Source organism: Chryseobacterium sp. HNCC26DJ238 (genome assembly GCF_057180465.1).
In genome coordinates this window covers 133994-157314 of record NZ_JBXUGI010000012.1, presented here as the reverse complement: position 1 = coordinate 157314, position 23321 = coordinate 133994, and the positions used below count along the sequence as shown (strand labels likewise).

The 23321-nt window shown below is 38.2% G+C and carries 17 protein-coding genes; 6 read left to right on the top strand and 11 right to left on the bottom strand.

All coding sequences use genetic code 11. The annotated features are described in order from the left end of the window. Window positions 1-136: 136 nt before the first annotated feature. Window positions 137-2137, top strand: a complete 2001-nt coding sequence (locus AC2A07_RS12920; protein WP_484050761.1) for an ATP-binding protein — start codon at window positions 137-139, stop codon at window positions 2135-2137. Window positions 2138-2150: 13 nt separating this feature from the next. Here AC2A07_RS12920 and AC2A07_RS12915 read toward each other — a convergent pair whose 3' ends face one another. Further along, a complete protein-coding gene (locus tag AC2A07_RS12915) occupies window positions 2151-2489 on the bottom strand; it encodes a hypothetical protein (RefSeq protein WP_314499064.1) in 339 nt (112 codons plus the stop codon). 248 nt (window positions 2490-2737) lie between these two features. Here AC2A07_RS12915 and AC2A07_RS12910 point away from each other — a divergent pair, with 248 nt between their 5' ends. Further along, window positions 2738-5605, top strand: coding sequence for an AsmA family protein (locus AC2A07_RS12910; protein WP_484050760.1), 2868 nt, complete (start codon window positions 2738-2740; stop codon window positions 5603-5605). A gap of 57 nt (window positions 5606-5662) precedes the next feature. Here the strand turns inward: AC2A07_RS12910 and AC2A07_RS12905 are convergent, their stop codons facing one another. From AC2A07_RS12905 to AC2A07_RS12860, 10 genes are all read right to left on the bottom strand, one after another. Further along, the gene (locus tag AC2A07_RS12905) at window positions 5663-6085 is read right to left on the bottom strand and encodes a VOC family protein (protein ID WP_484050759.1); all 423 of its coding nucleotides are present in this window, start codon (window positions 6083-6085) and stop codon (window positions 5663-5665) included. A 32-nt stretch (window positions 6086-6117) separates the two neighbouring features. Continuing rightward, window positions 6118-6324, bottom strand: coding sequence for a hypothetical protein (locus tag AC2A07_RS12900; RefSeq protein WP_314499069.1), 207 nt, complete (start codon window positions 6322-6324; stop codon window positions 6118-6120). Window positions 6325-7448: 1124 nt separating this feature from the next. Beyond that, window positions 7449-7925 (bottom strand): helix-turn-helix domain-containing protein, encoded by a 477-nt coding sequence (locus tag AC2A07_RS12895; RefSeq protein ID WP_484050758.1) that lies wholly within the window; start codon window positions 7923-7925, stop codon window positions 7449-7451. 133 nt (window positions 7926-8058) lie between these two features. After that, window positions 8059-8706 carry a hypothetical protein gene (locus tag AC2A07_RS12890; RefSeq protein ID WP_314499074.1) on the bottom strand — a complete coding sequence of 216 codons (648 nt, stop codon included), beginning with the start codon at window positions 8704-8706 and terminating at the stop codon, window positions 8059-8061. Window positions 8707-8716: 10 nt separating this feature from the next. After that, entirely contained in the window at window positions 8717-9355 is a 639-nt protein-coding gene (locus AC2A07_RS12885) for a hypothetical protein (protein ID WP_484050757.1), read from the bottom strand. Between the two features lie 10 nt (window positions 9356-9365). Beyond that, the gene (locus AC2A07_RS12880; protein WP_484050756.1) at window positions 9366-9974 is read right to left on the bottom strand and encodes a hypothetical protein; all 609 of its coding nucleotides are present in this window, start codon (window positions 9972-9974) and stop codon (window positions 9366-9368) included. 328 nt (window positions 9975-10302) lie between these two features. Beyond that, on the bottom strand, window positions 10303-11898 hold the full coding sequence (locus AC2A07_RS12875) for a GEVED domain-containing protein (protein ID WP_484050755.1): 1596 nt from the start codon (window positions 11896-11898) through the stop codon (window positions 10303-10305). A 263-nt stretch (window positions 11899-12161) separates the two neighbouring features. Beyond that, window positions 12162-13490 carry a peptide-N-glycosidase F-related protein gene (locus tag AC2A07_RS12870; protein ID WP_484050754.1) on the bottom strand — a complete coding sequence of 443 codons (1329 nt, stop codon included), beginning with the start codon at window positions 13488-13490 and terminating at the stop codon, window positions 12162-12164. A gap of 463 nt (window positions 13491-13953) precedes the next feature. Next, window positions 13954-14811, bottom strand: a complete 858-nt coding sequence (locus tag AC2A07_RS12865) for a helix-turn-helix domain-containing protein (RefSeq protein WP_484050753.1) — start codon at window positions 14809-14811, stop codon at window positions 13954-13956. A gap of 618 nt (window positions 14812-15429) precedes the next feature. After that, complete coding sequence (locus AC2A07_RS12860) at window positions 15430-16050, bottom strand: RNA polymerase sigma factor (protein WP_484050752.1); 621 nt, start codon at window positions 16048-16050, stop codon at window positions 15430-15432. Between the two features lie 238 nt (window positions 16051-16288). On the opposite strand from AC2A07_RS12860, the gene AC2A07_RS12855 reads away from it, so the two are divergent. The 4 genes from AC2A07_RS12855 to AC2A07_RS12840 all read left to right on the top strand — a co-directional run bounded on the left by AC2A07_RS12855 (window position 16289) and on the right by AC2A07_RS12840 (window position 23186). Continuing rightward, window positions 16289-17239: a FecR family protein gene (locus tag AC2A07_RS12855; RefSeq protein ID WP_484050751.1), complete on the top strand. Its 951-nt coding sequence runs from the start codon at window positions 16289-16291 to the stop codon at window positions 17237-17239. A 62-nt stretch (window positions 17240-17301) separates the two neighbouring features. Continuing rightward, on the top strand, window positions 17302-20586 hold the full coding sequence (locus tag AC2A07_RS12850) for a TonB-dependent receptor (protein ID WP_484050750.1): 3285 nt from the start codon (window positions 17302-17304) through the stop codon (window positions 20584-20586). Between the two features lie 293 nt (window positions 20587-20879). After that, window positions 20880-22187, top strand: a complete 1308-nt coding sequence (locus AC2A07_RS12845; RefSeq protein ID WP_314499091.1) for a hypothetical protein — start codon at window positions 20880-20882, stop codon at window positions 22185-22187. Between the two features lie 81 nt (window positions 22188-22268). Continuing rightward, the gene (locus AC2A07_RS12840; protein ID WP_484050749.1) at window positions 22269-23186 is read left to right on the top strand and encodes a T9SS type A sorting domain-containing protein; all 918 of its coding nucleotides are present in this window, start codon (window positions 22269-22271) and stop codon (window positions 23184-23186) included. Window positions 23187-23321: the final 135 nt, after the last annotated feature.

Genomic DNA, 23321 nt, shown 5'->3' with positions numbered 1-23321 from the left:
ATCATTACGATTTATTTTCATAGGAAGCTTAATGAGATTATAATAAGATTATAATCTCATTAAAATTCAGCTGTTCTCAGTCAGAGAAATACAGAATTTGATTTGAAACCACTATATTTGTTTATATTTCATTTTAATGAACGCTCCAGATCACATTCAGCCAGAGCAGCTGCTTTCCGTATTTTTTCATTCACCCAATGCAACAGCAGTTTACAGAGGTGAAGATATTACTATTATCAGTGCCAATGATGCCATGTTAAAATTTTGGGGGAAAGATAAAAGTATACTTGGACAGAGTTTTACTGAAGCACTTCCGGAATTTGAAGGACAGCCCTTCCTTGATATACTGAAGCAGGTATGGAAGTCAGGTAAGACCTATTTGGCAAAAGATTATCCTGCAGTTATCGAAAAGGACGGCGTGATCAGGAATTATTATTTTGATTTCGAGTATAAAGCTATTCTTGATGACCATGGAGATACGGCTTTTATTCTGCATACTGCTTTTGAAGTTTCCGACAGAATTGCCTCTAAAAATCTGATCAGGGAGAAATCAAATTCTGAGAAAAGGCTTTCAAAAGATTTGGCAGCACTGAACGAAGAATATCTTGCCACCAATGATCAGCTGGTATCCATTAACGAAAAATTACAGAATGCAAATACAGAGCTGGTGCAGTTTAAAAACAAATTACAGGCACTCAATAAGACGCTTTCCGAGAGCGAGAACCGCTTCAGGTCATTGGTAGAGCACTCTCCGGTTGCAATGGCTTCTCTTAAAGGAGAAAAATTTCTGGTAGACGTTGTGAATGATGCAGTACTTGAGATCTGGGGAAAAGACCGTTCTGTTGTGGGTCTCCCCCTCCATATTGCACTCCCCGAGCTGAAAGGGCAGCCATTTTTAGGCATCCTTAAAGAAGTGTACGAATCCGGAAAACCTTTCCAGGCCATAGAGATGAAAGCGAAACTGTTTGTCAAAGGCGTATTGGCAGAGCGTTACCTTAACTTTGTATATCAGCCGATACAGGGAGAGGATGGAAAGAGCAGTGCTATTCTGATTGTGGCAACAGATGTTACTGATCAGGTAGAGGCGAAAGAAGCAATCAGTGATATGAATACGCGTTTGCAGATCGCACTGGATGCGGGAAGCCTGGGATCCACAGAAGTACATCTTGAAACTGGGGTGATGCAGAGCACAGATCAGTTCAAACGCAATTACGGGTTTGCTCCCGAAGAAAATTTTCATTATTCTGATTTATTTGAAGCTATTTTCCCTGAGCACCGTGAAAGGGTGAGAGGGCTCGTACAGGAGGCGATAAGAACCAATGGCATCTATACAACCGAATACCCGGTTAAATGGCGTGACGGTACCATGCACTGGATCCAGGCTCACGGCCGTCCGAGATATGATGAAAACGGAAATGCCGACCGGATGGTCGGGATGAATGCAGATATTACCGATAAAAAACTTTTTGAACAGCGAAAAGATGATTTCCTCAGCATTGCCAGTCATGAGCTGAAAACACCGATCACTTCTCTCAAAGCTTCATTACAGCTGTTGGACAGAATGAAAAACAAACCGTTTTCTGAGAGTCACGTAAGACTGATCGAGCAGTCAGGCAAAAGTGTCGAAAAAATGACCGTGCTGGTAGATGAATTACTCAACATGAGCAGGCTGAGTGAAGATCAGCTTAAACTTGAGAAGAAAAAATTCAATCTTTACGAAATGCTTGCTATGAGCTGTAACCATATCAGAATGGAAGGACAGTACGAGCTGATCCTTCACGGAGACCAACATCTGGAGGTCATTGCTGATGAGCACCGAATTGATCAGGTAATCATCAATTTTGTAAACAATGCCGTAAAATATGCTCCGGATTCGAAAGAGATACATATAACGACAGAATCTTTACAAAACCATGTAAAAGTTTCTGTAAAAGATTTTGGTGAGGGTATTGATGAAAAGATTCTGCCAAATCTCTTTGACCGTTATTTCCGGGTAGATCATTCCGGGAAGGCCTATACAGGTCTGGGTCTGGGACTTTACATCTGTGCTGAAATCGTCAGAAGACATCAGGGTGAAATCGGTGCCGAAAGTGAAATGGGCAAAGGAAGTACGTTCTGGTTTACGCTGCCCCTTTAATCTTTATTCCATATTATTCTTCTTCTTCAGAATCACCGATACTGTACGGATCGATTATTCTGGTCACGACACCGTGACCGATCAGGTCGGATCCTTCAAAAAAATCAAAATCAAGTCCTTCATAGATTTTGCCGGTTACATAATCAGTTTTCAATAAAGCAATTTCTGCTGTTACGGTATCACCGGGAAATACAAGATCGGTTCCCGCGAAATTCTGTACTCCTGTATACATTTCGAGATCAAACGGAAATTTAAACAGAGGTCTGTAACCAGATGATACAGGAGTAGTATTCACACCGTCTTTTGCAGGTAAATAAGTGAGCAGTGCTGTAAATTGGGGTTTGATCTTCATCTCGTCTTTAAAAGTTTTAAACGTAAACGAATTTATAAAAAATTAAATACAATCTCATTTTTTTAAATCAGATAATTCTTAATCGGGTTTAAGATGTTTTTTTTAAAACTAATCTTTCCTTTCCAGGCACGTTCCTGCAATTCCTTTTTAGCCAATGGCTTGATTTTAGTTAACAGATAATATGATATATTCATCATTTAGTTTAAGATCAGAATTATTGCAGTATGGAAAAATTTAAAAAAATAATTTTGAAAATCATAAAATGGATCGGGATTTCTTTCGCATCCATTCTGTTTTTAATGTTTATTATCCCGATATTATTTCCGGGGACTATTTCAAAGCAGGTGAAAATTTTCGCCAATAAACATCTCGCAGGAGAACTTGATTATAAAAAAACAAGTCTGACCTTTTTCAGGCATTTTCCTTCACTGACTGTTTCGGTTGATGATCTGCTGCTGAAAGGTTCCAGACCTTTTCAGCAGGATACCCTGCTTTCAGCAAAAGAAGTTGCGGTGGGAATCAATCTCAAAAATCTCATTTTTGACGGTGATGTAAAAATTGACGAGATCTATGTGACCGATGCTGTTGCCAATGTTTTTGTGAATACGAAAGGGGAGGCCAATTACAATGTGTATGTTTCGAAGCCTTCCGATAAACCCAAAGACACCACGCAATCCGGGGCTTCCATTAAACTTGATCTTATCAAATTCAGAAATATTGATGTAAGATATAATGATCACGCTGCCCGCGTCCTGGTGGATGCGAAAGGTCTGAATTATACCGGAAAAGGCGGATTAAGCCAGGATGTTTTTGACCTCAAGACAGATTTAGATATCAATAAATTAGATTTCAGTTTAGACAGGATTTGGTATGCAAAAGAGAAAACGCTGCATGCCGACCTCATTACGAGAATCAATACCAATGCACTGACTTTTGTGTTGCGAAAAAATGAATTGAGAATAAATGAGCTTCCGCTGAAGTTTACCGGGTTCCTCAGTATCCTGAAAGACGGTTACGACCTTGATATCAAAGCTGCTTCTGAAAAAACAACGATCCGGGATATGTTGTCCATCCTTCCGCCACAATATCTAAAATCAGTCAGTGATACCAAAATAGAAGGGAACAGCGACCTGTTTTTTAATCTCAAAGGGAGGTTCAGCGAGGCTCAGAATCTGAAACCGCGACTTAAGGCGAGGCTTCTTGTACAGAATGGCTTTATCTCGAGCGGAAATGCTCCCGTCCCAATGAACAATCTGAATATGGATCTTAATGTTGATCTTCCTGATCTCAATACCGATCAGTTGGGAATTGATTTGAAGAAATTGAGCTTTGACCTGGGACGGAACAATAATTTCCGTGCCGTAGTACAGACCAAGGGACTGAAAGAAATGCAGGTTAAAGCAGATATTAAAGGAGCGTTGAACCTTCAGACATTGGATCAGGCATTAGGATTAAAGGATATTGAGATCAGAGGTCTTCTGAATACTGATATGAAAGCCAATGGACTGTTCAGCCTGGATAAAAAACTGTTCCCCAAAACCAACGGATACCTGAATCTTAAAAATGGATGGCTGAAAACAACATATTATCCCAATGCAGTTCAGAATATCAATATTGCTGCACATATTACCAATACAGACGGGACTTTCAAAAGCCTGGGTGTAAAACTGGATCCGTTTAAATTTGATTTTGAAGGAAATCCTGTTTTTGTGAATGCCGATCTGCAGAATTTTGAAGATCTGCTGTATAAGGTGCGTGCAAAAGGGGTTCTTAATGTAGGAAGGATCTATAAAGTTTTTGCCAAAAAAGGACTGGATGTCAGCGGGCTGATCATGGCAGACCTTTCACTGAACGGACGTCAAAGCTATGCTACAACCGGACAGTACAGCAGGCTGGACAACAGAGGGAATTTAATTTTAAAAAATATAAAAGCCACTACTGAATATCTTCCGAAATCGTTTTACATCAGAGAAGGAAATTTCGAATTTGAAAATGAGAAAATGTGGTTCAGGAAATTTTTTGCCACTTATGGAAAATCAGATTTTGCCCTGAACGGACATCTGCTTAATACCATCAATTATTTTATTGAAAGAAAAGGTACCCTTCACGGTCAGTTTGTACTCAACTCAAGATATATTCTCATTGATGAATTTATGGCACTTAAAAGTGGTGACAATACCGATAAATCCATTGAAGTGGAATATGCAAAAGTTGAAAACCCTAAAAGCAGCGGTGTGGTAATCGTCCCTAAAAATTTGGATGTCTCTCTGCAGGCGAATGCTAAAAAGGTAGAATTCAAAGGTCTTGCACTTAATAATCTGAAGGGCCTTGCATCAGTGAAAAAAGGGGAAGTATACCTTAAAAATACTTCATTCGATATTGTGGGAAGCCGTATGAAGATTGATGCCCGTTATCAGGACGAATCACCGCTCACAGCCAATTATGATGTGGCATTGAATGTTTTGGATTTCAATGTACAGAGGGCATACAGGGAAATCGATATGGTAAGGGAAATGGCAACTGCGGCCAAAGATGTTAAAGGAATCGTATCGGTTGATTATAAACTCAAAGGAGATTTTGATAAAAACATGATGCCGATTTATCCTTCACTGGAAGGCGGAGGGGTAGTTAACCTGCGTGATGTGGAAGTGAAAAATCTGAAAATGCTTTCGGCCGTAGGGAATGATATTGGGGCCAAAGCTTTTAACAATCCTGATATGAAAGGTGTAAATATAGAGACCCATATCAAAAACAACCTGATCCACGTTGATAAATTTACTTTTAAAGTATCTATCCTGAGACCGACGATCAGCGGTACGACAAGTTTTAACGGACTGCTTGATTTAAGGATCAGAGTTGGAATTCTTCCGGGAGGGCTGATAGGATTTCCGGTGGTCGTAACAGGAACCCATGAGAAACCTAAAGTTAAAATTTTCAGTAAAACAGGGCAGGGGATTATTGATGCGCTGTACAATAAGAAATCAAACAAGGTGATCCGTCAGGAAAGACGGGCTGAGAAGAAAACGCGCCGTCAGCAGCGCAAAGATAAAGCAGCTCAGGAAGCGAAAGCCAAAAGCGCTGAAAATCAAATCACCAAAGACGTTAAAAAGAAATAAATAAAAGACTGCTTTCTTCAGAATGCAGTCTTTTATTTATGGTATAAATTCAAAAAATTATTTAGGTTCCCAAAGTTCAATTTTATTGCCGTCGGCATCCATGATATGAACAAATTTGCCATAGTCGTATACGGCAATTTCATCCAAAACGGTAACATTATTGGCTTTCAGTTGGTCAACAAGTCTTTCGATATGCTGAACTCTGTAATTGATCATAAATTCCTTTTTGGAAGGCTCAAAATACTCACTCCCATTTTTGAACGGGCTCCACTGAAGGCTGTCGATCTCTTCAGGATTTTGTATGTTTCTCGATTCAAACGTTGATCCCCAGTCATTCACCTCAAGTCCTAAATTTTCAGCATACCAGTTTCGGGTATTTTCAGGGTTTTCTGTAAAAAAGAAGATTCCCCCGATACCGGTAACTTTTGGTTGATCTTTGTCGAAAGCCTGATCAGGCTTCTCATTTATGTTATCTTCCATAATTTTTGAATTTTAGGTTTGTATACTATGTATCAGATGATATTTTTATTTTTTAAAATCACTGCCAGATGAAATAAAGTCTTGGCTTTATACTCTTTTTTGATACTGTTCAGCCGTTTTTCGATAGAGCTTGTACTCATTGCAGTATCCGGTTTTAATTTCATCAGCTCCGCCATATCAGCGATTTTTATCCCCTTAGATAAATATTTAAGGATCAGTAAATCTCGTTTTTCCATCATGTAAAAATAGAGATTTTACAGGGAATGTGATGAGGATAAATCTGTTTTTTTCTAAAATCTAAGCCCTGTTGATCCTGAAATTGCTGTAATGTCAGACGATCTTTCTTTGTGTTACTGATAATACTGTTTGAAGAAAGATAGAAATAGTAAATGGAATTGGAATTATAGCTAAAACAAGTAGATATGGCGGAACATTTGCGCAAACTTATATAGCTTTTAATTTTAGAATGTGGATTAGCTTGTATTTTAATTATATAGTTAAAGAATATCAACGTCTTAAAGAAATCGAAGCCAATAAACCTACATTGAATAATTTAGATATTATAAAATCTCTAAAAAAAATTCTGACACAACATCTATTGATTATAAAAAAGAAATAAATTATATGAATGTCCGTTTTTAATTATAACACTAAGATCATCAGTTATTTTGTCATTCCGGAGGAATCTAAACTGCTTTATTTTCACTGTATTGAGATTCCTCCGGAATGACAAACGAACCGCCAAAAACTAAGTTATTACGTATTATGGACATTCATTTATTATAATGTATGGTCATAATTAAATTATATGAATGCCCGTTTTTGATTATAACACTAACATCATCAGCTATTTTGTCATTTCGGAGGAATCTAAATTGCTTCTTTTCAATGTGTTGAGATTCCTCCGGAATGATAAACGAACCGCCAAAAACTACGTTATCACTTATTATGGACATTCATTTATTACAATGTACGATAATAATTAAATGATAAAGAGGACTGAAAATTAATCAGATCTCTTTTCTTTAATAATCATTTTACTTTCTCCAACCTTTGTTGAAGTTATGCGTCTTGCGTCAGAATTGTTTCGTGAATTATAAACGTATAGGCTAAGTGATAAGTCATCAAAATCCCTTGTCTCTCTCATCAGACTTTCTTCAGTTAGTTTATTGGTATTATTACTAAAATTTAAAGCATTATTGTTCTGGAATTTCTGTTTACAATTGTTTTATAATCCTAATGGTCTGTTAAATCTCTGCTTGCTCTTTTTGCCAGCGTCGGATAGTGACGAAAATCATACTCAACGATATAATGATCAGCACCTCCACTAATAAACAAAGCCTGAGAATTTCTCAGGCTTGTCTTATTTTTCTTGCAGCAATTTCTCGTACTTATCGGTTATTTCCTTCTGTTGGACGAGCATACGTTCATACAGCTCAACTATCTTATCAATCGGGTTAAATGTACAATGTAGATTCTCAGCAATATTCTTATCTCCCATAATTGAATCATCTGATCTTGAATCGTTTCCTATTGTAGAATCGTCTCCAACTGTCGTATCATCGTTAAAAGTATTGGTGATAATATTAATAGCTTGTTCGTCATTAAAATTCTGAATAGCTTCTACAGGAATTTTCAGAACTTCAGAAATTTTCTCGAGCAGGGAATCAGCAATTATTTCTTTCTGCTCAAGCAGGGAGACTTTCTTCTGGTTCCAGTCATCACCCAGGTCAAATGCCAATGCTTCCTGCTTGATCCCCAGCATTTCCCTGAATCTTTTGACGTTGCGTCCCTGATGTACCATGTGTTTTATTTTTCTGAGTGGTAAAGATACAGCCATTCTGATAACCGTACGAAAAGTAAAGTTAAAAAATAAAGGGTAAAAATCCTAATACAAGTTCGGGATAAGCACAGGAAGGTACTGAATGATGAGACCGTACGTATTTTTTATGACCGTTATCTCTTATTTGAATTTAAGGAAGCACGGGTGCCGGCGCACTTGCAATGCCTGTTATATTGGCATTCATATTAAAAACGATAGGTGCATTGACTGTAGTCAGCAGATCTCTTCTGTAAGCGCTTATACTCAATCTGATTTCAAGCTTGAGATTGAATACCCGATTATTGTTAGGGGTAAATTTAATGTGCCACAACCCGTTCTGAACGTAAGATCTTGCCGAATATTGAGGAACATACTGATTTAAATTTCCGGGTTGTAAAAGACTGACTACGGGATTGTCATTTTCTCCTCTTACAATAAATCCACCAATGGCTACGTAGTACCGCGCAGCAGATATGCCTGTATTAAAATCACTGACGCCGCTGGGATTAATGTTCCGGAGAAAATAAACCGTGCTGTTAATGGCCGTGTATTCAGAAGTGGCAGGGACGTATCTTTTGATGATTTTATCACTGTTATCTCTTACCAGAAGATAAGAATCTGCAGAACTTCCGAGGTGATCTCCCGGATTTTCAAAATAGATGTCACCACTGATCTTATGGTTTCCGGCAACCTCGAGGGAATGGGTCGGAGTGTTCGTTCCGATCCCTACACCATTAATCTGTGAACTGTACAGTGTGAAATTAAAGATGAATACGACTGTTATTAAAATATTTTTCATGATAATTTTTTTAAATTCCCGATGGTGCTGTGGCAGCACTTCCTGTATTGGAGCCCTGAAGGTCAAAAGTCAGTATACCCAGATCTTTATAGAATCTTTTTGAATAGATAATAATGTCAAAATTGTAAGTGTACCGGTCGGTCGTATTCTGGGTGTTCAAATTTGGATAGGCGATATTGACATGCCAGTTCTGTCCGGATTCATAGAATCTTATCGTAAAGTGACCCCGGTTGGTACTTGAGACAGGATTGGCAACAGGTGAAAAAATACCGTTATTTCCACTGCTGGGGATGGCTTCAAAATTGGCGATCGTGATAAAATATTTGTCTGTAGGAATATTCAGATTCAGATCATTCAGATCATCCCTGTAAATGTTGGTTATTGAGTAGGGCTGTACAATGAGTGGAGTGTAGAGGTTTTCTATGGATAAAACTTTACCACCGACAATCGCTGACTGCGGATCTGTTCCAAGAACCGTAAAACCCGAAGAATTATTTACATAATTTGTTGGATTGAGCGTTACGGACTGGCTGATAGCAGTACTTCCTACAACTTCGAGCTTTTCTGTCGGTGTCATTGTGCCTATTCCAATCTGTGCACTGAAAAATGTAGCCAGAGAGAGGGTTGAGAGTATTAAGAACTTATTCATTATAATTTTTTTAGGGAAGAATTGATGAGCTATCGGATCCTGTGGAAGTATTTCCTAGATCAAAAGGCCCCCGTTCAGGAAAGTTTTTTACATAAGTTTTCGGGTATATGGCACAAATAATATCCCATGAACCATTCGTGGTTGTATTAAGATCAGAATAATCCGCATAAATGATCCATTCATTATTTACACTTTTTACACCATAGGTGGGAACTGCGATAGCTGAGCCGATCAGATCACGGTCGAAATGAGCAGATAAAACCATCAGTGAATAATCTGTAGAGTTTATTTTAGTATTGAAACCTTCTACCCAGTCACGGTTAACATTCATAAGCCGATAGGTAACGATCGTTGCAATACCGGGAGAATTGGCATTTGACGGGTTGATTCTTTTTACATTATTGCCTGCAATATCCTGGGTCAGCAGCATATAACGGTCTTTTTCCGCAGCACCGACAGCAGGAATGTTTTCAGTAATGATTTTTTCAGCTTTGTAGTTACCTACTACATCAAGCTTAACCCGCGGAGTAATTGTATTGATTCCGGCATTTCCTGATGACTGTCCGTTAACAGTAGTTATGACGAAAAGGATCATTAAAAGCGACAGCTTTTTTTTCATGGTTATTGATATAATTGTTATTTTTAAAATCATAATAGTCGAAATAATGCAGGATTTTGTGCATTATTTAAAGCTTATTGTGATTTGGTGAAATATACAATCAGATGTAAAACCTTATTACCAGGTGAAAATAAACACGAATGGTATTAATAAAAAAGACTGAATAATTATGGTGCAAATATAGATTCAATATTCCTCCGGAGGATTGTTAAAAACTCTTTTCCTTTTGTTATTTTGAGCAAAAGCAGGCCGTATTTTAAGTTGGTAAGACTGTAACGAAAAAAGGCTGCCTGATAAACAGGCAGCCTTAAAAGATGACATAATTCTTTTATTTTTTTATTGCTTTCATGGTTTGTCTGGTGCCGTCTGTCATTTCTAAAATAACGAAGTATGTTCCTGAAGTTAAAGTGCTCAGGTGAATGGACGAAGAAGGATTTTGTATTGTTTTTACTATTCTTCCGGCCATGTCAGAAATAGATACCGACTTGACTTTATTGACCTGTGAAATATTCAGTACTTCAGAAAACGGATTAGGGAAGATTTTTATAACATCATTTTGATGATCAGAATCATTCACAGCCAATACATTCTGTTCTACAACAAAATTGTCTATGAAAAAATCAACATCATTGGTGTCTTCCACAGAACCGTTTGTTGCGTAAAATGCAAATTTTGTGGATGCTCCTGTATACGATGTAAGATTGAATGTATATTGGTTTAATGTATTTGACGGTGAATTTGCTGCATTCCACGTTGCTAAAACGGTCCATGTTGCACCGCCATCCTGGGAAACAACAAACTTTACGACGTCATCAGAACCCAGGGAACCTGCTGCAGTACCAGCAAATGCTGTCAAACCATAATCAAATTTTACTCTGTAATTACCGGCGGATAAATTGAATACAGGAGTGATAAGCCAGGAATTGAATCCTGTATTAAAAGAATTTGAATAGATGTTTACCTTCATAGCCCCGTCAAATCCATTATTCAGAAAGCCACCCTGATTCCAGTTAGAACTGGTTCCGGTTGGTGCTGTTGATGGGTTTCCTCCATTTGCATTTCCCCAGCATGCGTCAATTCCGGAACCGAAATCAAAAGTGTAATTAGGAGTTACAGTTGCGCATGGGGTTGTAAATGTAATCGGAAGAGACCAGCTGCTGCTATTGGATGATGTACAGACAGCCCGCACCCATACATGATAGGTGGTAATGCTTGATAAGTTTGGCAACACAGCAGTCAGTACAGAACCGGATACGGAGCCCGTCGCCGTTACAGAATTTGCAGGAGTAGTACCGGATGTTGAAATATAGTACTCATAACCGATAGCAGGTGCGCTTGGTGATGCGGTCCATGAGAGGGTAGCTGAACTCGCTCCTATATTGTTTACTGTTAGGTTTGAGGGAGAGACACAACTCGGTGCAGCACCAATACTTGCGGTGTAGTCATGAACTTCACCGTAGCCACTATTTGTGCAGGGGATCGGTGCTGAACTGTAGCTGTCAGCAACCCGTAACCGGTAACTTCCGGGAGCAATATTTGCAGGGATAGAAATTGTTGCATTTGTCATATTAATATCATTCACGAAAATACTGGTTCCCTCTGCGACCAATTCAGGTGCTGAATCATTAAAGGTACCATCATTATTAAAATCAATCCATATTTTTACATATTGATTGGTATATCCATGAGTAATAGTGAAAGGGTAGTTAACGCCTGCATTCAGAGAGATCACCTGAGAAACATAATCACCATAAGAATTACTTGAACAGCCTGTATCTAAATCGCTGAAATTTGCAGTCGGAATTGTGAAACTGTCAATATTATCACCAAAAGTACAGCCGGTGGTGAAGTTAGGAGCACAATACGTTTGAGCAGAAATTCCGAATCCATAAAGGAAACTGCACATAAGTAGAAATTTTTTCATATATTAAAGTTTAAAGTTTATTATTCTCCCGGATCTTCAGATTCTGGATGGGATAAGGTTAAAGTCTCCGGATCCCAAATCGTCATTCTTATTTCTTAAGATGAATATGGACAAAAAATGATACTTAAAATACTAAAAAGTACTTCAAGTATCATTTCTCATCCATAACAGTGATATACTGTTATTTGAAAAGTCATCTGAGATTTCATGTTTTGCAACAGAGATTGCTTTCAATTAATCGGAGAATAGATAGAAATTAGGGTTTATTTTCTGATAATTTTATGCTTGAACTGAGTCCCTCCTTCCATTGTAATATCAAGTAAATATGTTCCTGGCGGATAAGAGGAAAGATCAACACGTGCATCTTTCACCTCACTCAGTTTTCTTCCGTCGAGAGCATAGACCGCAATATTTTTTACTTTTTTATCAGATTTTATATTCACATAATCCGATGTAGGATTAGGGAAAATAGATACATCGATTGATGATACCTCGTTCACTGCCAGCAGCTGATTATTGCTCTGCATATACATTGAAAGGACAACACGTCCGTCCTGACCATAGAAAACAGCAGTAGGAACCTCATATTTCAATACGTGATTTCCAGCGGTGAGTGATGCCGAAGTAAAGCTTCTGATCGGAACAGAATTACCAGGACACCAATTATTCCAGGCAGTCCACCATGCAGTGGTTTTAACACTGGTACCATAAATACCGTTGCCCTGCGTATTGTACATTCTGTAAGGTTCGCAGGATATTCCACCCGGTGTGAATGTTAATACCGGAGCATTGTCCAAAGAAACCAGGTTCTGTCTTCTTACATATTCTTCACCATTTGTTCCTGCACCGTGCGGTGTAGTAACAATAAAAAACTTGGCATCGGTCGTATTCTGATTTAAGTTAAAGTTTACAAGTCTCACAGTCTGTCCCGGCTGATCAGTATTATTGTAATTATTCAGCTCATTAGAATCCAGCAAAGGAAGCAGGTTATTATAGGCAGTTGTAACTGCAGGATCATTTGAAGTTACAAAATCTAAAGTTCCTGCAAAGACATCGTTTCTGTTAGCACATCCTACGACTTGTGTATTGGCGGCATAGGGAACACCGAAGACATCAAGTTCGATCCAGATATCATACGTGTTTCTGAGCGTTGTATTACTGAAAACCGAATAAAGATTATTAACCTCAAAGGTATAAGGAACCTGAGTGGGAGAAATGTTTTTATTCATGAAAGGAGTGATATACCTTCCGATTTCGATCCGCTTTACGGCAGCATCGCTCAAGGTATATGAAGCCTGATTTTTCGGCACCAGTGCAAGATGCACACCTCCGATTCTGTCATAATTGTCACAAAGTGCTCCAATGGTGACATTCATCTGAATTTTATTCTGGAAAGAATTAAGTTCCGCATCCGTCATTTTTTTTGCATAACGGTAATTGGCAAGACGGATGGTGTTTGCAGGGACAGGGTCAGAAACGTTGCCTGCGTAACCGTCAAAAAAAACAATCTGTGAAAATACATTGATCGTCGTCTGGGCGTGTACTTTTAAAAATGATGACAGGACCAAAAAAGAAAGTATAAATTTTTTCATAAAATATAAATATTGGTTTGTTTTCAATTTGCTGTTGTGGCTGAAGCACCTGTACTGTATGACTGATGCGGTTATATCATCTTAATGACCTTTTAAAAATACTTTTCAGGGTAGTTCATTCATTAAACTTTTGATCTGACCCCGGTCATTTCTAAGTAGATATTAGTTTAAAATCAAGTTTAAGTAAAACACGCTTGATTTTACTTAAACTTGTTGCTAACTTAAAATACAGTTAATCTAAATTATGTTAAATTGACTCGTGAGCAAATATAAACTCAGAGATTGAATTGGAATTTGTGAAAATGGAACTATTAATTGTTATTTTGAGCATAGTAATGTTATTAAATGTGTGAATGTATGAAGTATTGTGTAATATTACAAAATTTTTTTAACCTATATAGGTGAAACATTGCGATTATGCAAAATGTTTACTGAGGAGTGTGTTTTGATACTTTTTAAAAACCTATTTGATATCAGTTTCTTTAAATATCTGTATTTCAGAGGGTTTTTTACCTGTGTGTTTCCTAATAAAATGAGTGAAGTTACTTTCGCAGCTAAAGCCAAATTCAAAAGATACTTCCGAAATAGTGAGATTTGAATTTGTGAGCGCTATGATGCACTCATTGCATAATTTCTGTATGATCATGTTTTTGGGTGTTTCTCCGTACAGATGGTTGCAGATTCTTGTAAGCTTTTTCGTAGTAATACATAGTTTTGAGGCATAGTGAGATACACTGCGATGTTCTCTGTGGTCTTTTTGCAGTAATGTTTTAAAAGTATTGCCTATAGATATAAAATTTATGTCATCAGATTTTTTTTCATCATCAGCTTTGGTGTGCATCAAAGCGTCTAAAATCAGACTTTCAATAATGCCGTGTGCAGCAGATAGATATAAAATTTTATCCGCATCTTTGAAATAGATCAATCTCTCTGTTATCAGTGATATAATATACTCTCTACTTCCGAAAAATGGTGAGATCACAGGCTGTTCACTGTTATTGAAAAATACTTCAGAATTTAAAAAGATGCTGTCTTTTTTTGACTTTTCGTAAAACAACGATGTAAATATGATTACGTGAGCATCATCACATTCAATATCAGGAAATTCTACAGTTTTATAAGGACCTACAAAAACAGTATGCCCGCTTTTGATAAAAAATTTCTTTCCGTCTATCCATATTTCAAAATCTCTTAATACCAGATAAATGCAGAAGTATTGCAGGGTGTTGAATTTCCGCAGAAAATTATTTCTTTCAATTACATTTTTTAAAAGATCAATATTAAATCCAATTTCTTTTAACTGGTTTGAAAGATTGTACATTTCCTAAAATTTTTTTTAATAAACCGCCTGCAGCAATAGAATCCTTTTTACTTATTTAAAACCCGAATATCAGATATGGATAGATGTTCAGAAATTGAAAGGAATGTTGGATTACTCCCATAACCAATGTTTTTGTATGATTTTTTAGTCACTCTTCAGGATCTTATAATTGAAAAACAGAGTGAAAAGTATAATAATATAAGATCAGGTAAGCCGTCATGATTATTTGGTCTCATCAGTATCTGTTTTTGATTTGATAAATATATAATAAAATTTAATTACGAAAAAAATAATAATAAGGTCGTTTTGTTTGATTTAAATATGCATAATATGTAATATTTATTATAATGTATATTTAAAATTAATTTTTTAATATAATATTGTAATTTTAATGATTAAAATGCACCGGAAATAACTGAATACCTATATAAAAATTCAGGATGTGTTTTCTTACTTATTTTTCAGAGCCTTTAATGAATAAAGTATAAACAGTCTGGATCGGAGCCCGCTGCCCGCTCCATGAAGATGATCACTGTATCATTTATTAACACTGCCTGTTATAAAAATAACTGGAACTGGATTACTGCATCAAAAGTGGAAGATAATCGAAAGAACAGTCTACTGTTGCGACATAAAATCAATCAGGACCATAATAGAAATGAATTTTTTTGAAGACTGGTATTCCGGATTCAGCTGTTCACGGATCTCGCCGATGGCTTTGCTCAGTTTATTACTGACCGTTTTGTTGCTTATTCCCAAAGCTTCTGCGGTTTCATCGACTGACATGTTTTTGCGGATCCTCATATCATAGATTTTCTGTTCCGTAAGAGGAAGCCCGGATACCACTTCATTGATCATTGCAAACAAATCTGAAATATCATGCTCTTCAAGAATTTCAAAATATTCAGTATCTGTGATGTCAGCAGGACTGTCAGTTTCTTCAATACTGACTGTCAGTGATCCTTTTTTATGACGGTTAAAATAATCGATAATCCTGTAATGCAGATGTCTGAGAAGATAGCCTTTGGCACTCTCATTCTCATCCGTCTGTACGTTGATCTTATTTTCAAGTATATTGATCCACAGATTCTGTAAAAGCTCTTCTGCAGCTTCTTTATCCTTTGTCCTTATAAAAACAAAACGGTACAGGTCGTTCCAGTACTTTTCGTAAAGCAGCATAAAAGCATGCCGGTCGCATGTCTTTATTTTTTCTAATAAGGTGTGATCTGTTGGATTCATTGCTGATGCAAAATTACCTAAATGAAAGTTAACTTTTTGTGAACTTTAGGGAATCTAAGATTAATTAATTCTGAAAATAAGAGGTGAAATATGAATGGAATGTTGTGAAATGATAAAAAACCTTCTTCAGTTATTGATTACATGACGGAATGTGAACACGATGTTAAATTCAGGCTGGGGAAGTTTCTAATTTTCACTGTTTTATTGATGTACCAATCAATTTAAGGGCAGGACATTTATGAAAAACCTACAATATAAAGATATTGAAGCTTTTGTTTTCAGACTTTGGCAGAGAGAAGTTTCCGGGGAGAAAATTTCAGGGAAAGAAACCCAACTTTTAGATCAGTGGAAAACTGATGCAGAGAACGACCTTGATCAAAATCATATCAGGGAATCCAAAGAACGGGTTTCACTTGTTTTAGGATCCTATTTTCCGCAGACTTCTGTGACCAATCACCATTACGGCTTTAGAAAGTATGTCTACCAGATCGCAGCCACTATAATACTCTTCTTTTCATTAGGAGGGATTTTTACTTACCATACTTTCTTTAAGCCGGATGTTTATTATACGGATTCTGTTAACAGGAAGGTTTACCTGGCTGATGGTTCCGCCGTAACTTTATTTCCCGGATCAGTGCTTACGGTTAATAAATCATTTCCTGCAGATACACGGGAGGTAAGTTTAAAGGGTGATGCCATATTTTCTGTCGCAAAATCAAAAAAACATCCATTCATTGTTCATGCTGACGGTTTCAGTACCAGAGTTTTGGGAACTGTATTTAAAATTACCCAGACCGGCAATGACAAGGCGGTAGATCTTTATGAAGGCAAAGTGGCGGTGTCTTATGCAGGAACTCCGGTAACTTTTCTCAAACCTCATCAGAAATGGACAAATTTCGGACTTGCAAGGACTTCAGCGGTTATTTCAATTAAAAAACAAAACAGGTATCATTATGATCCGATGCCTTCATTATTATCTCTGAGTTTTAATGATGTAGCCTTAAAAGAGGTTGCCGGAGTTTTACAGAAAAACTACAATATTCATATCATTTATCCAAAAGAATTGGCAGAAAAGAAAATAACTGCTGATTTCACAGGTGGAAATACGGATGAAAATATCGAAGCACTGGCATTTATACTGGGGGCTGAGGTTGTCAAACAAAATCAGACCTACATCCTGAGAAAATAGCCTGTAATCATCATTGAAAAACTGGTAATAAGATAATTTAAATTAAAAAGAGAGCGAAAAAAATGAAAAGTTTGAAATGTGGACTTACGATCGCAGCAATATTTTTTATTGTAAAAGCTGAAGCACAGGAATTATCACAGAAAGTGTCGTTTTCTGTTCCTGCCGGAAAGCCTTTGGTCGAAGTACTGGAAGAATTTGCCGGTAGAACGGGAATGCGGTTGGCGTACTCTAAAACAGATATTAAAGAAATAAAAATAAAAGCTGTAAAATGTGAAAATATCCCTGTCAGTGAATGTCTGAAAAATATTACTTACGGACTTCCTGTGGTTTACCGTCTTCGTGGAGATCTTATTTCAGTCAAATATGAAGGATCGGATATTTCTGTCACAGGAAACGGGAAAATCTCAGGAAAGATCGTTGACGAAGTGGGCAGTCCTGTAGCAGGTGCCGAAATCAGCATAGGCGGAAAGAATACAGTCACCGACAATAACGGGGATTTTACCATTGAGCTTCCTTCGGGGGTCTATATGCTTACTGTAAAGTCTCCGAAATATAATACGCTACGTGTAGAAAAACTGACAGTCGTTACCAATGAGACCAACAGGGTTTCATTTTCAATAAAATCAATTTCTGATAAAATATCAGAGATAAAAGAAGTTGTCATCACAGGTACCCGTAAGGCAGATACCCAGGCAGGATTACTCGCTTTACAGAAAAAAGCAGCCCAGATGAGCGACGGGATCTCCGCAGAACAGATTTCCAAAACTCCCGATAATGATGTCGGAGGGGTGTTGAAAAGAGTGACGGGAATTACAACAATTAATAATAAATATGTTGTGGTACGGTCAATGGGAGAACGCTGGAATACAGCAGCCATGGACGGGATCAGCCTTCCCAGCACCGAAGCATATAACCAGAACTTTTCCTTTGATATTATTCCTACATCCATGGTAGAAAGCGTGATTGTAAGTAAAACAGCCACTCCCGATATGAATGCCAATTTCGCAGGTGGATATGTTGAGGTGAGAACCAAAGATATTCCTAATGAAAACTTTACAACGGTAACTGTAGGGACTTCCTATAATGATCAGGCTACTTTTAAAGATTTTCTTACCCGCCAGAGGGGAAAATATGATTATTTCGGATATGATGACGGAACAAGGGATTTTCCGATGGGATTACAGGCAATGAACTGGACGAATCCTCAGTTTTTTGAACAGTCAAAACAGTTTGTCAATGACAATTTTACCAACTACAGGACCAGGGCGGATCTGGGATCGAATATGCAGCTGGCATTAGGAAGGACTTTCGGATTAAAAGATAATAACAAATGGGGATTTGCCGGTGCTCTGATTGTAAGGAATGAGCAGAACAAACTGCAGATTGATCATACCGGAAGAGGAAACTGGCTTGATACCACTCAGCTGATCAATGACTGGCAGACCACCGGAGAGGCACCTGTAAAATTTTATGATTTTAAAAATCAGGGAGCTTCCTACAACTATAATTCTACAGTGGCAGGAATGATGAACTTTGGTCTGCAGTTGGGTAAAAGCAGGTTTTCATTCCGGAACTCCTACACTCACATTTATGACAATACAGTAACGAGAATTACAGGCTGGAATGAATATACCGGAGGAAGCGGACTGCCGGCCAATGCAGAATCAGCTTACCATTATTTTTACAACGGAATTATTCCGGATAACGATCCTGAACAGATAAAATCGCTCGACAGGCCTTATACAGATAATGCGAACTATCCCATTTATCAGACTCTGTTACAGAATAAACTGGAAGGAAATCATAAAATAGGAAATACTATTATTGACTGGTTTGCAGCAAGAACAAATGTAGCCTCTGATACCAAAGATTATACCCTGCATCACACCCTATATAATTTTATCGGAAACGAGATCATCGCATTTCATCAGGCAAATAACTCATCCAGTGACTTTGCGAGAGGGTATATCCAAAACAGGGAGACTGATTACAATTACGGCGCTTCTTTCAAATGGAATCTGAACACCGGAAATTTTAAAAATGATATCAAAGCAGGGTATGCCGGAGCATCGAAAAACAATACCAATATTCAGCAGAAGTTTTTGCTAAGAACGGATGAATCAAACGGAGCCCCCAATACAGTACCGCTGCAGGGACTGCTTTCTGACTGGTTTGATGGTTCTCACTACGTTCCGGGTGGAATAGGGTGGCAGACCAGGCCGCTGTATAATGATGAAAAATATGAGGGTGAAGTAGATCAGCATACCGGTTATGTCATGTTTGACAACCGCTGGAAAAATAAATTCAGACTGGTTTGGGGATTGAGAGCAGAATATTTCAGGTATCATCTGATTTCCCAGCAGCTTGACCCCAGTGATCCGCAGAATGTAAATAAAGTTCCTGTTGAAGACAAGCCCTGGCAGTTTATGCCTTCTGCCAATTTTACCTACAGCCCGACGAATAAAATCAACGTAAGATTAGCCTACAGTAAAACCGTGATACGTCCCCAGTTTAACGAACGTACAGGACTGCCCTATTTTGATCCCATTGCCAACGGTTTGATCTACAATACAGAGATGGTTTCTTCCGTCGTCAATAACGGTGATTTTAAATTTGAATGGTTTCCGGGGTTAGGTGAAATATTTTCGGTCGGCCTGTATTATAAAAATATTGAAAGACCCATTGAGAGAGAAGGATATATTTCCAACGAGGGAAATTTATACCTCTACAATGGTAACTCTAAAAATGCAAAATTAAAGGGATTTGAAGCTGAAATCCGGAAAAATTTAGGATTCGCAGGAATAAATTCTTTTTTCGAAAAACTGTTCATAAGCGGGAATTTTACGTACAACGATACGAAGGTTATTGCTTTTAAAAACAGGGAAAAGACACAGGATACCGATGATACGTATGAAGTAGACAGACCCCTCTACGGGCAGACCCCTTACGCTTACAATATAGGTCTGATGTATGACGGGGAAAGATTGGGAGTGAGCTTTTTATATAATGCCAAGGGAGATCAGTACATCACCGTGGGATACGGTTATAACGGTGAAGAAATACAGCGGCCTTATGCAGTTGCAGATGCACAGGTTTCCTATAAATTTTTTAAGAACAGGAATTTAGAAGTGAAGTTTAATGCTAGAAACCTGTTTAACAGAGTAAAAGAGTTTTACAATAATTATAATTCTTATTCTGTCTCAAAAGGAGGAAACTTACAGACAGAACGGGAAATGCTTGACCTTCTGCCTGGAGCAACCGATAAATATGATAAAAACATTGATAAGATCTTATTCCGGGCATACAGCGGCAGAATCTTTGGGCTGACGGTGAATTATACTTTTTAGAAATATTATAAAAAACAGGAAAAGAGCTCATAAATGCAACGTACAGGTTTCGGCAACCTGGCACCGGATCAAAGTACTGCTGATGATGCGCGCCATCAGTAGGGATTCAGGGAAAAACCGACGCTGATCTCTTCCCGAATATCAGTGACAGGCACAGGGAACTTTTCATTGCGGCTCCTCCCGTAATGAAGAGTGGAAAACCAACCAAATCGCAGAAATACAGAGGCGGGTATTTCTAAATATTAAAATACATCAGGCTTAAAAAATCACCCTGATCATTTAAAACTTTAACAATGAAAAAATTAACTTTAATCGCAGCAGCAGTATTATCACTTACAGCATGTCAGAACGATTCTCTGACAGATTCTTCAAACGCTTTTGAAATGAAGCCTACTTCAGCGGAATATATTACTGCATCTTCACTGCCAGTAACTACGGTAAGCGGAAACATTACGACCAATACAACCTGGAGCGGAGTTGTAGAGATCGATGGAATTGTTGCTGTGAAAGATGGCGCTACATTAACCATCCAGCCGGGAACATTTATCAAAGCTAAGCCGAATGCCATCGGTGAAGGTTCAGGGATCCTTGTCATTACCAAAACAGGTCACATCAATGCTACAGGTACGGAGTCTCAGCCAATTATCTTTACAAGTTACAGATTACTTGACGGAAACGAAGACACGACAGCAGTGCCAGGAGATTTCGGGGGAATCGTTTTATTGGGTGATGCTCCTACAAACGTTCCTACAACCACTACCGTGGAAGGATTAAGCGGTGCTGATTACCAGTTTGGGGGAAGCAATTCCACTCATAATGCTGGTACGGTAAAATATGTGCGTATTGAGTTCGCAGGTTATGATTTCGTAGGTGCCAATTCAGGGAATGAAGTGAATGCTCTGACACTGGCAGGGGTTGGAAGCGGTACTGTTTTAGATCACATCCAGGTTTCTTACGGTCAGGATGATTCTTTTGAATTCTTCGGAGGAACAGTGAATGCGACTAATTTGGTCTCTTTTGCAGCAGAGGATGATAACTTTGATTTCGATAACGGATATACAGGAACGATTACCTGTGCCCTTTCTCTGGCAGACCTTAATTCTTCGCATACAACAAGCGGTGGGGTTTCTGATACCAACGGAATAGAGCTTGACAATAATGCAGGTGGTACCACTACGCCATTGACGACTCATCCTGTGATCAACAATCTTACCATCGTTGGGACAAGAACCAATTCACTTCTTTCTTCTCCGTTTTCAGGACCGGTTTATGAAAATGGGATCCATATCAGAAGAAACGGTAAATTAACTCTGAATGATGCAGTTATTACCGGATATCCTACAGGGATCAGGGTAGAAGGTTCAGGTTCGGAATTATCTTCTGCATCTGCGTACAGCTCGATCAAAGTACACGGATTTACAACCGCTGTTACAGGGTTGGGTACTTCGGGAATTCCTGCTTCTAACTTACTGGTAAGCCCTACGGCTGATGCTTTTGGAATGTCAAGTCCATTCTTCAGTTTCGGCTGGAACGTTTCTCCGAGAAACTGTGGGAACTTCCAGGGTACCTGGACAAAATATGATTTCTCTATTGTAGAATAACAGGCTTTAAAATGCAGGGATGGTGATAATGGCCATTCCCTGCTTTTTTATCTGAGACAACAAAAATTAATAATTGGTATTATGAAAAAATTAGTTTTATTTTCTGTTTTATTTTTATCGCAGTCTATTGCTGCGCAGTATCCCGTATGGATCAACTCTTTTAATACCCCTGCGGATTTACAGGGCTGGACTTTCCAGGATATCAACGGCAACGGCAACGGATGGATCCAGGGTCAGAATATTTATCATAACGGGACAAATTTAGTGTATGGAAACTCCGGAGTTCTCCGTCATTCCATCAATCTTGTTCCTACAGGGAATGCAACCGGTTTTGCTACAGAAAATGACTGGGTCATTTCTCCGATGATCGATCTTTCCAATGCCGGCGGAACACTTACATTGGCAGGTTATGTTGGAAGACAGAGATCTACAAACGCCAATGTAGGAAGGGATATTTATATTTATGTAAGTACGGCCCAGAAACCGGTACCGGAATTATCTGATTTTGTAGAACTGGCAACAGCTGCGCAGAATGCAGGAGGGGCAACCTATAAGTTCAGTGCCACCAGTGCCAATTTGCCGACCGATCTGACGCAGTTTGCGGAGTGCCTGGTAAATATTTCAGCTTTTGCAGGCAAAAAGATCTACATCGGCTTATGGTCAAACAGAATTTCATCCGGTGCAGCGGTTAATTCTCAGAATATTAACATTGATGAGATGGCGATTTTTGCTTCAGTCTTAAAGACGCAGGAAGCAAAAGATGTGAAAAACATAACTAAAATAAAAGAAAATCCTGTGGCAAACTCCCTGGAATTACAGCTGAATCCAAAACTGAAGGAAAATACAACGACCGTTTCTGTCTACAACATGACCGGACAAAAAGTTTTAATGACCAGGTATTCAAAAAATATAAATGTAAACGTACTGACGGAAGGGATTTATTTTGCTGAGATATCCGATGGTACAACCACCGAAAGACTGAAATTTATTAAAAAATAACCACAATCCTTCAAAACAGGGATTCCCATGAAAGCTTCAATAAAGCATTCTTCAATGTAGATTTTTATAATTAAGCAATTGCCCTGTGCTGTTTTGGGCCTGGGCAATTTTATGCGTTCAGTTACTTTACAATTA

What these genes read in the sequence shown, in the direction of transcription:
- AC2A07_RS12870 (WP_484050754.1), bottom strand. Translation starts at nt 13,490, where the DNA reads ATGAAAAAATTTATACTTTCTTTTTTGGTCCTGTCATCATTTTTAAAA.
- AC2A07_RS12900 (WP_314499069.1), bottom strand. Translation starts at nt 6,324, where the DNA reads ATGATGGAAAAACGAGATTTACTGATCCTTAAATATTTATCTAAGGGG.
- AC2A07_RS12905 (WP_484050759.1), bottom strand. Translation starts at nt 6,085, where the DNA reads ATGGAAGATAACATAAATGAGAAGCCTGATCAGGCTTTCGACAAAGAT.
- AC2A07_RS12915 (WP_314499064.1), bottom strand. Translation starts at nt 2,489, where the DNA reads ATGAAGATCAAACCCCAATTTACAGCACTGCTCACTTATTTACCTGCA.
- AC2A07_RS12855 (WP_484050751.1), top strand. Translation starts at nt 16,289, where the DNA reads ATGAAAAACCTACAATATAAAGATATTGAAGCTTTTGTTTTCAGACTT.
- AC2A07_RS12850 (WP_484050750.1), top strand. Translation starts at nt 17,302, where the DNA reads ATGAAAAGTTTGAAATGTGGACTTACGATCGCAGCAATATTTTTTATT.
- AC2A07_RS12860 (WP_484050752.1), bottom strand. Translation starts at nt 16,050, where the DNA reads ATGAATCCAACAGATCACACCTTATTAGAAAAAATAAAGACATGCGAC.
- AC2A07_RS12845 (WP_314499091.1), top strand. Translation starts at nt 20,880, where the DNA reads ATGAAAAAATTAACTTTAATCGCAGCAGCAGTATTATCACTTACAGCA.
- AC2A07_RS12920 (WP_484050761.1), top strand. Translation starts at nt 137, where the DNA reads ATGAACGCTCCAGATCACATTCAGCCAGAGCAGCTGCTTTCCGTATTT.
- AC2A07_RS12875 (WP_484050755.1), bottom strand. Translation starts at nt 11,898, where the DNA reads ATGAAAAAATTTCTACTTATGTGCAGTTTCCTTTATGGATTCGGAATT.
- AC2A07_RS12895 (WP_484050758.1), bottom strand. Translation starts at nt 7,925, where the DNA reads ATGGCTGTATCTTTACCACTCAGAAAAATAAAACACATGGTACATCAG.
- AC2A07_RS12840 (WP_484050749.1), top strand. Translation starts at nt 22,269, where the DNA reads ATGAAAAAATTAGTTTTATTTTCTGTTTTATTTTTATCGCAGTCTATT.
- AC2A07_RS12865 (WP_484050753.1), bottom strand. Translation starts at nt 14,811, where the DNA reads ATGTACAATCTTTCAAACCAGTTAAAAGAAATTGGATTTAATATTGAT.
- AC2A07_RS12880 (WP_484050756.1), bottom strand. Translation starts at nt 9,974, where the DNA reads ATGAAAAAAAAGCTGTCGCTTTTAATGATCCTTTTCGTCATAACTACT.
- AC2A07_RS12890 (WP_314499074.1), bottom strand. Translation starts at nt 8,706, where the DNA reads ATGAAAAATATTTTAATAACAGTCGTATTCATCTTTAATTTCACACTG.
- AC2A07_RS12885 (WP_484050757.1), bottom strand. Translation starts at nt 9,355, where the DNA reads ATGAATAAGTTCTTAATACTCTCAACCCTCTCTCTGGCTACATTTTTC.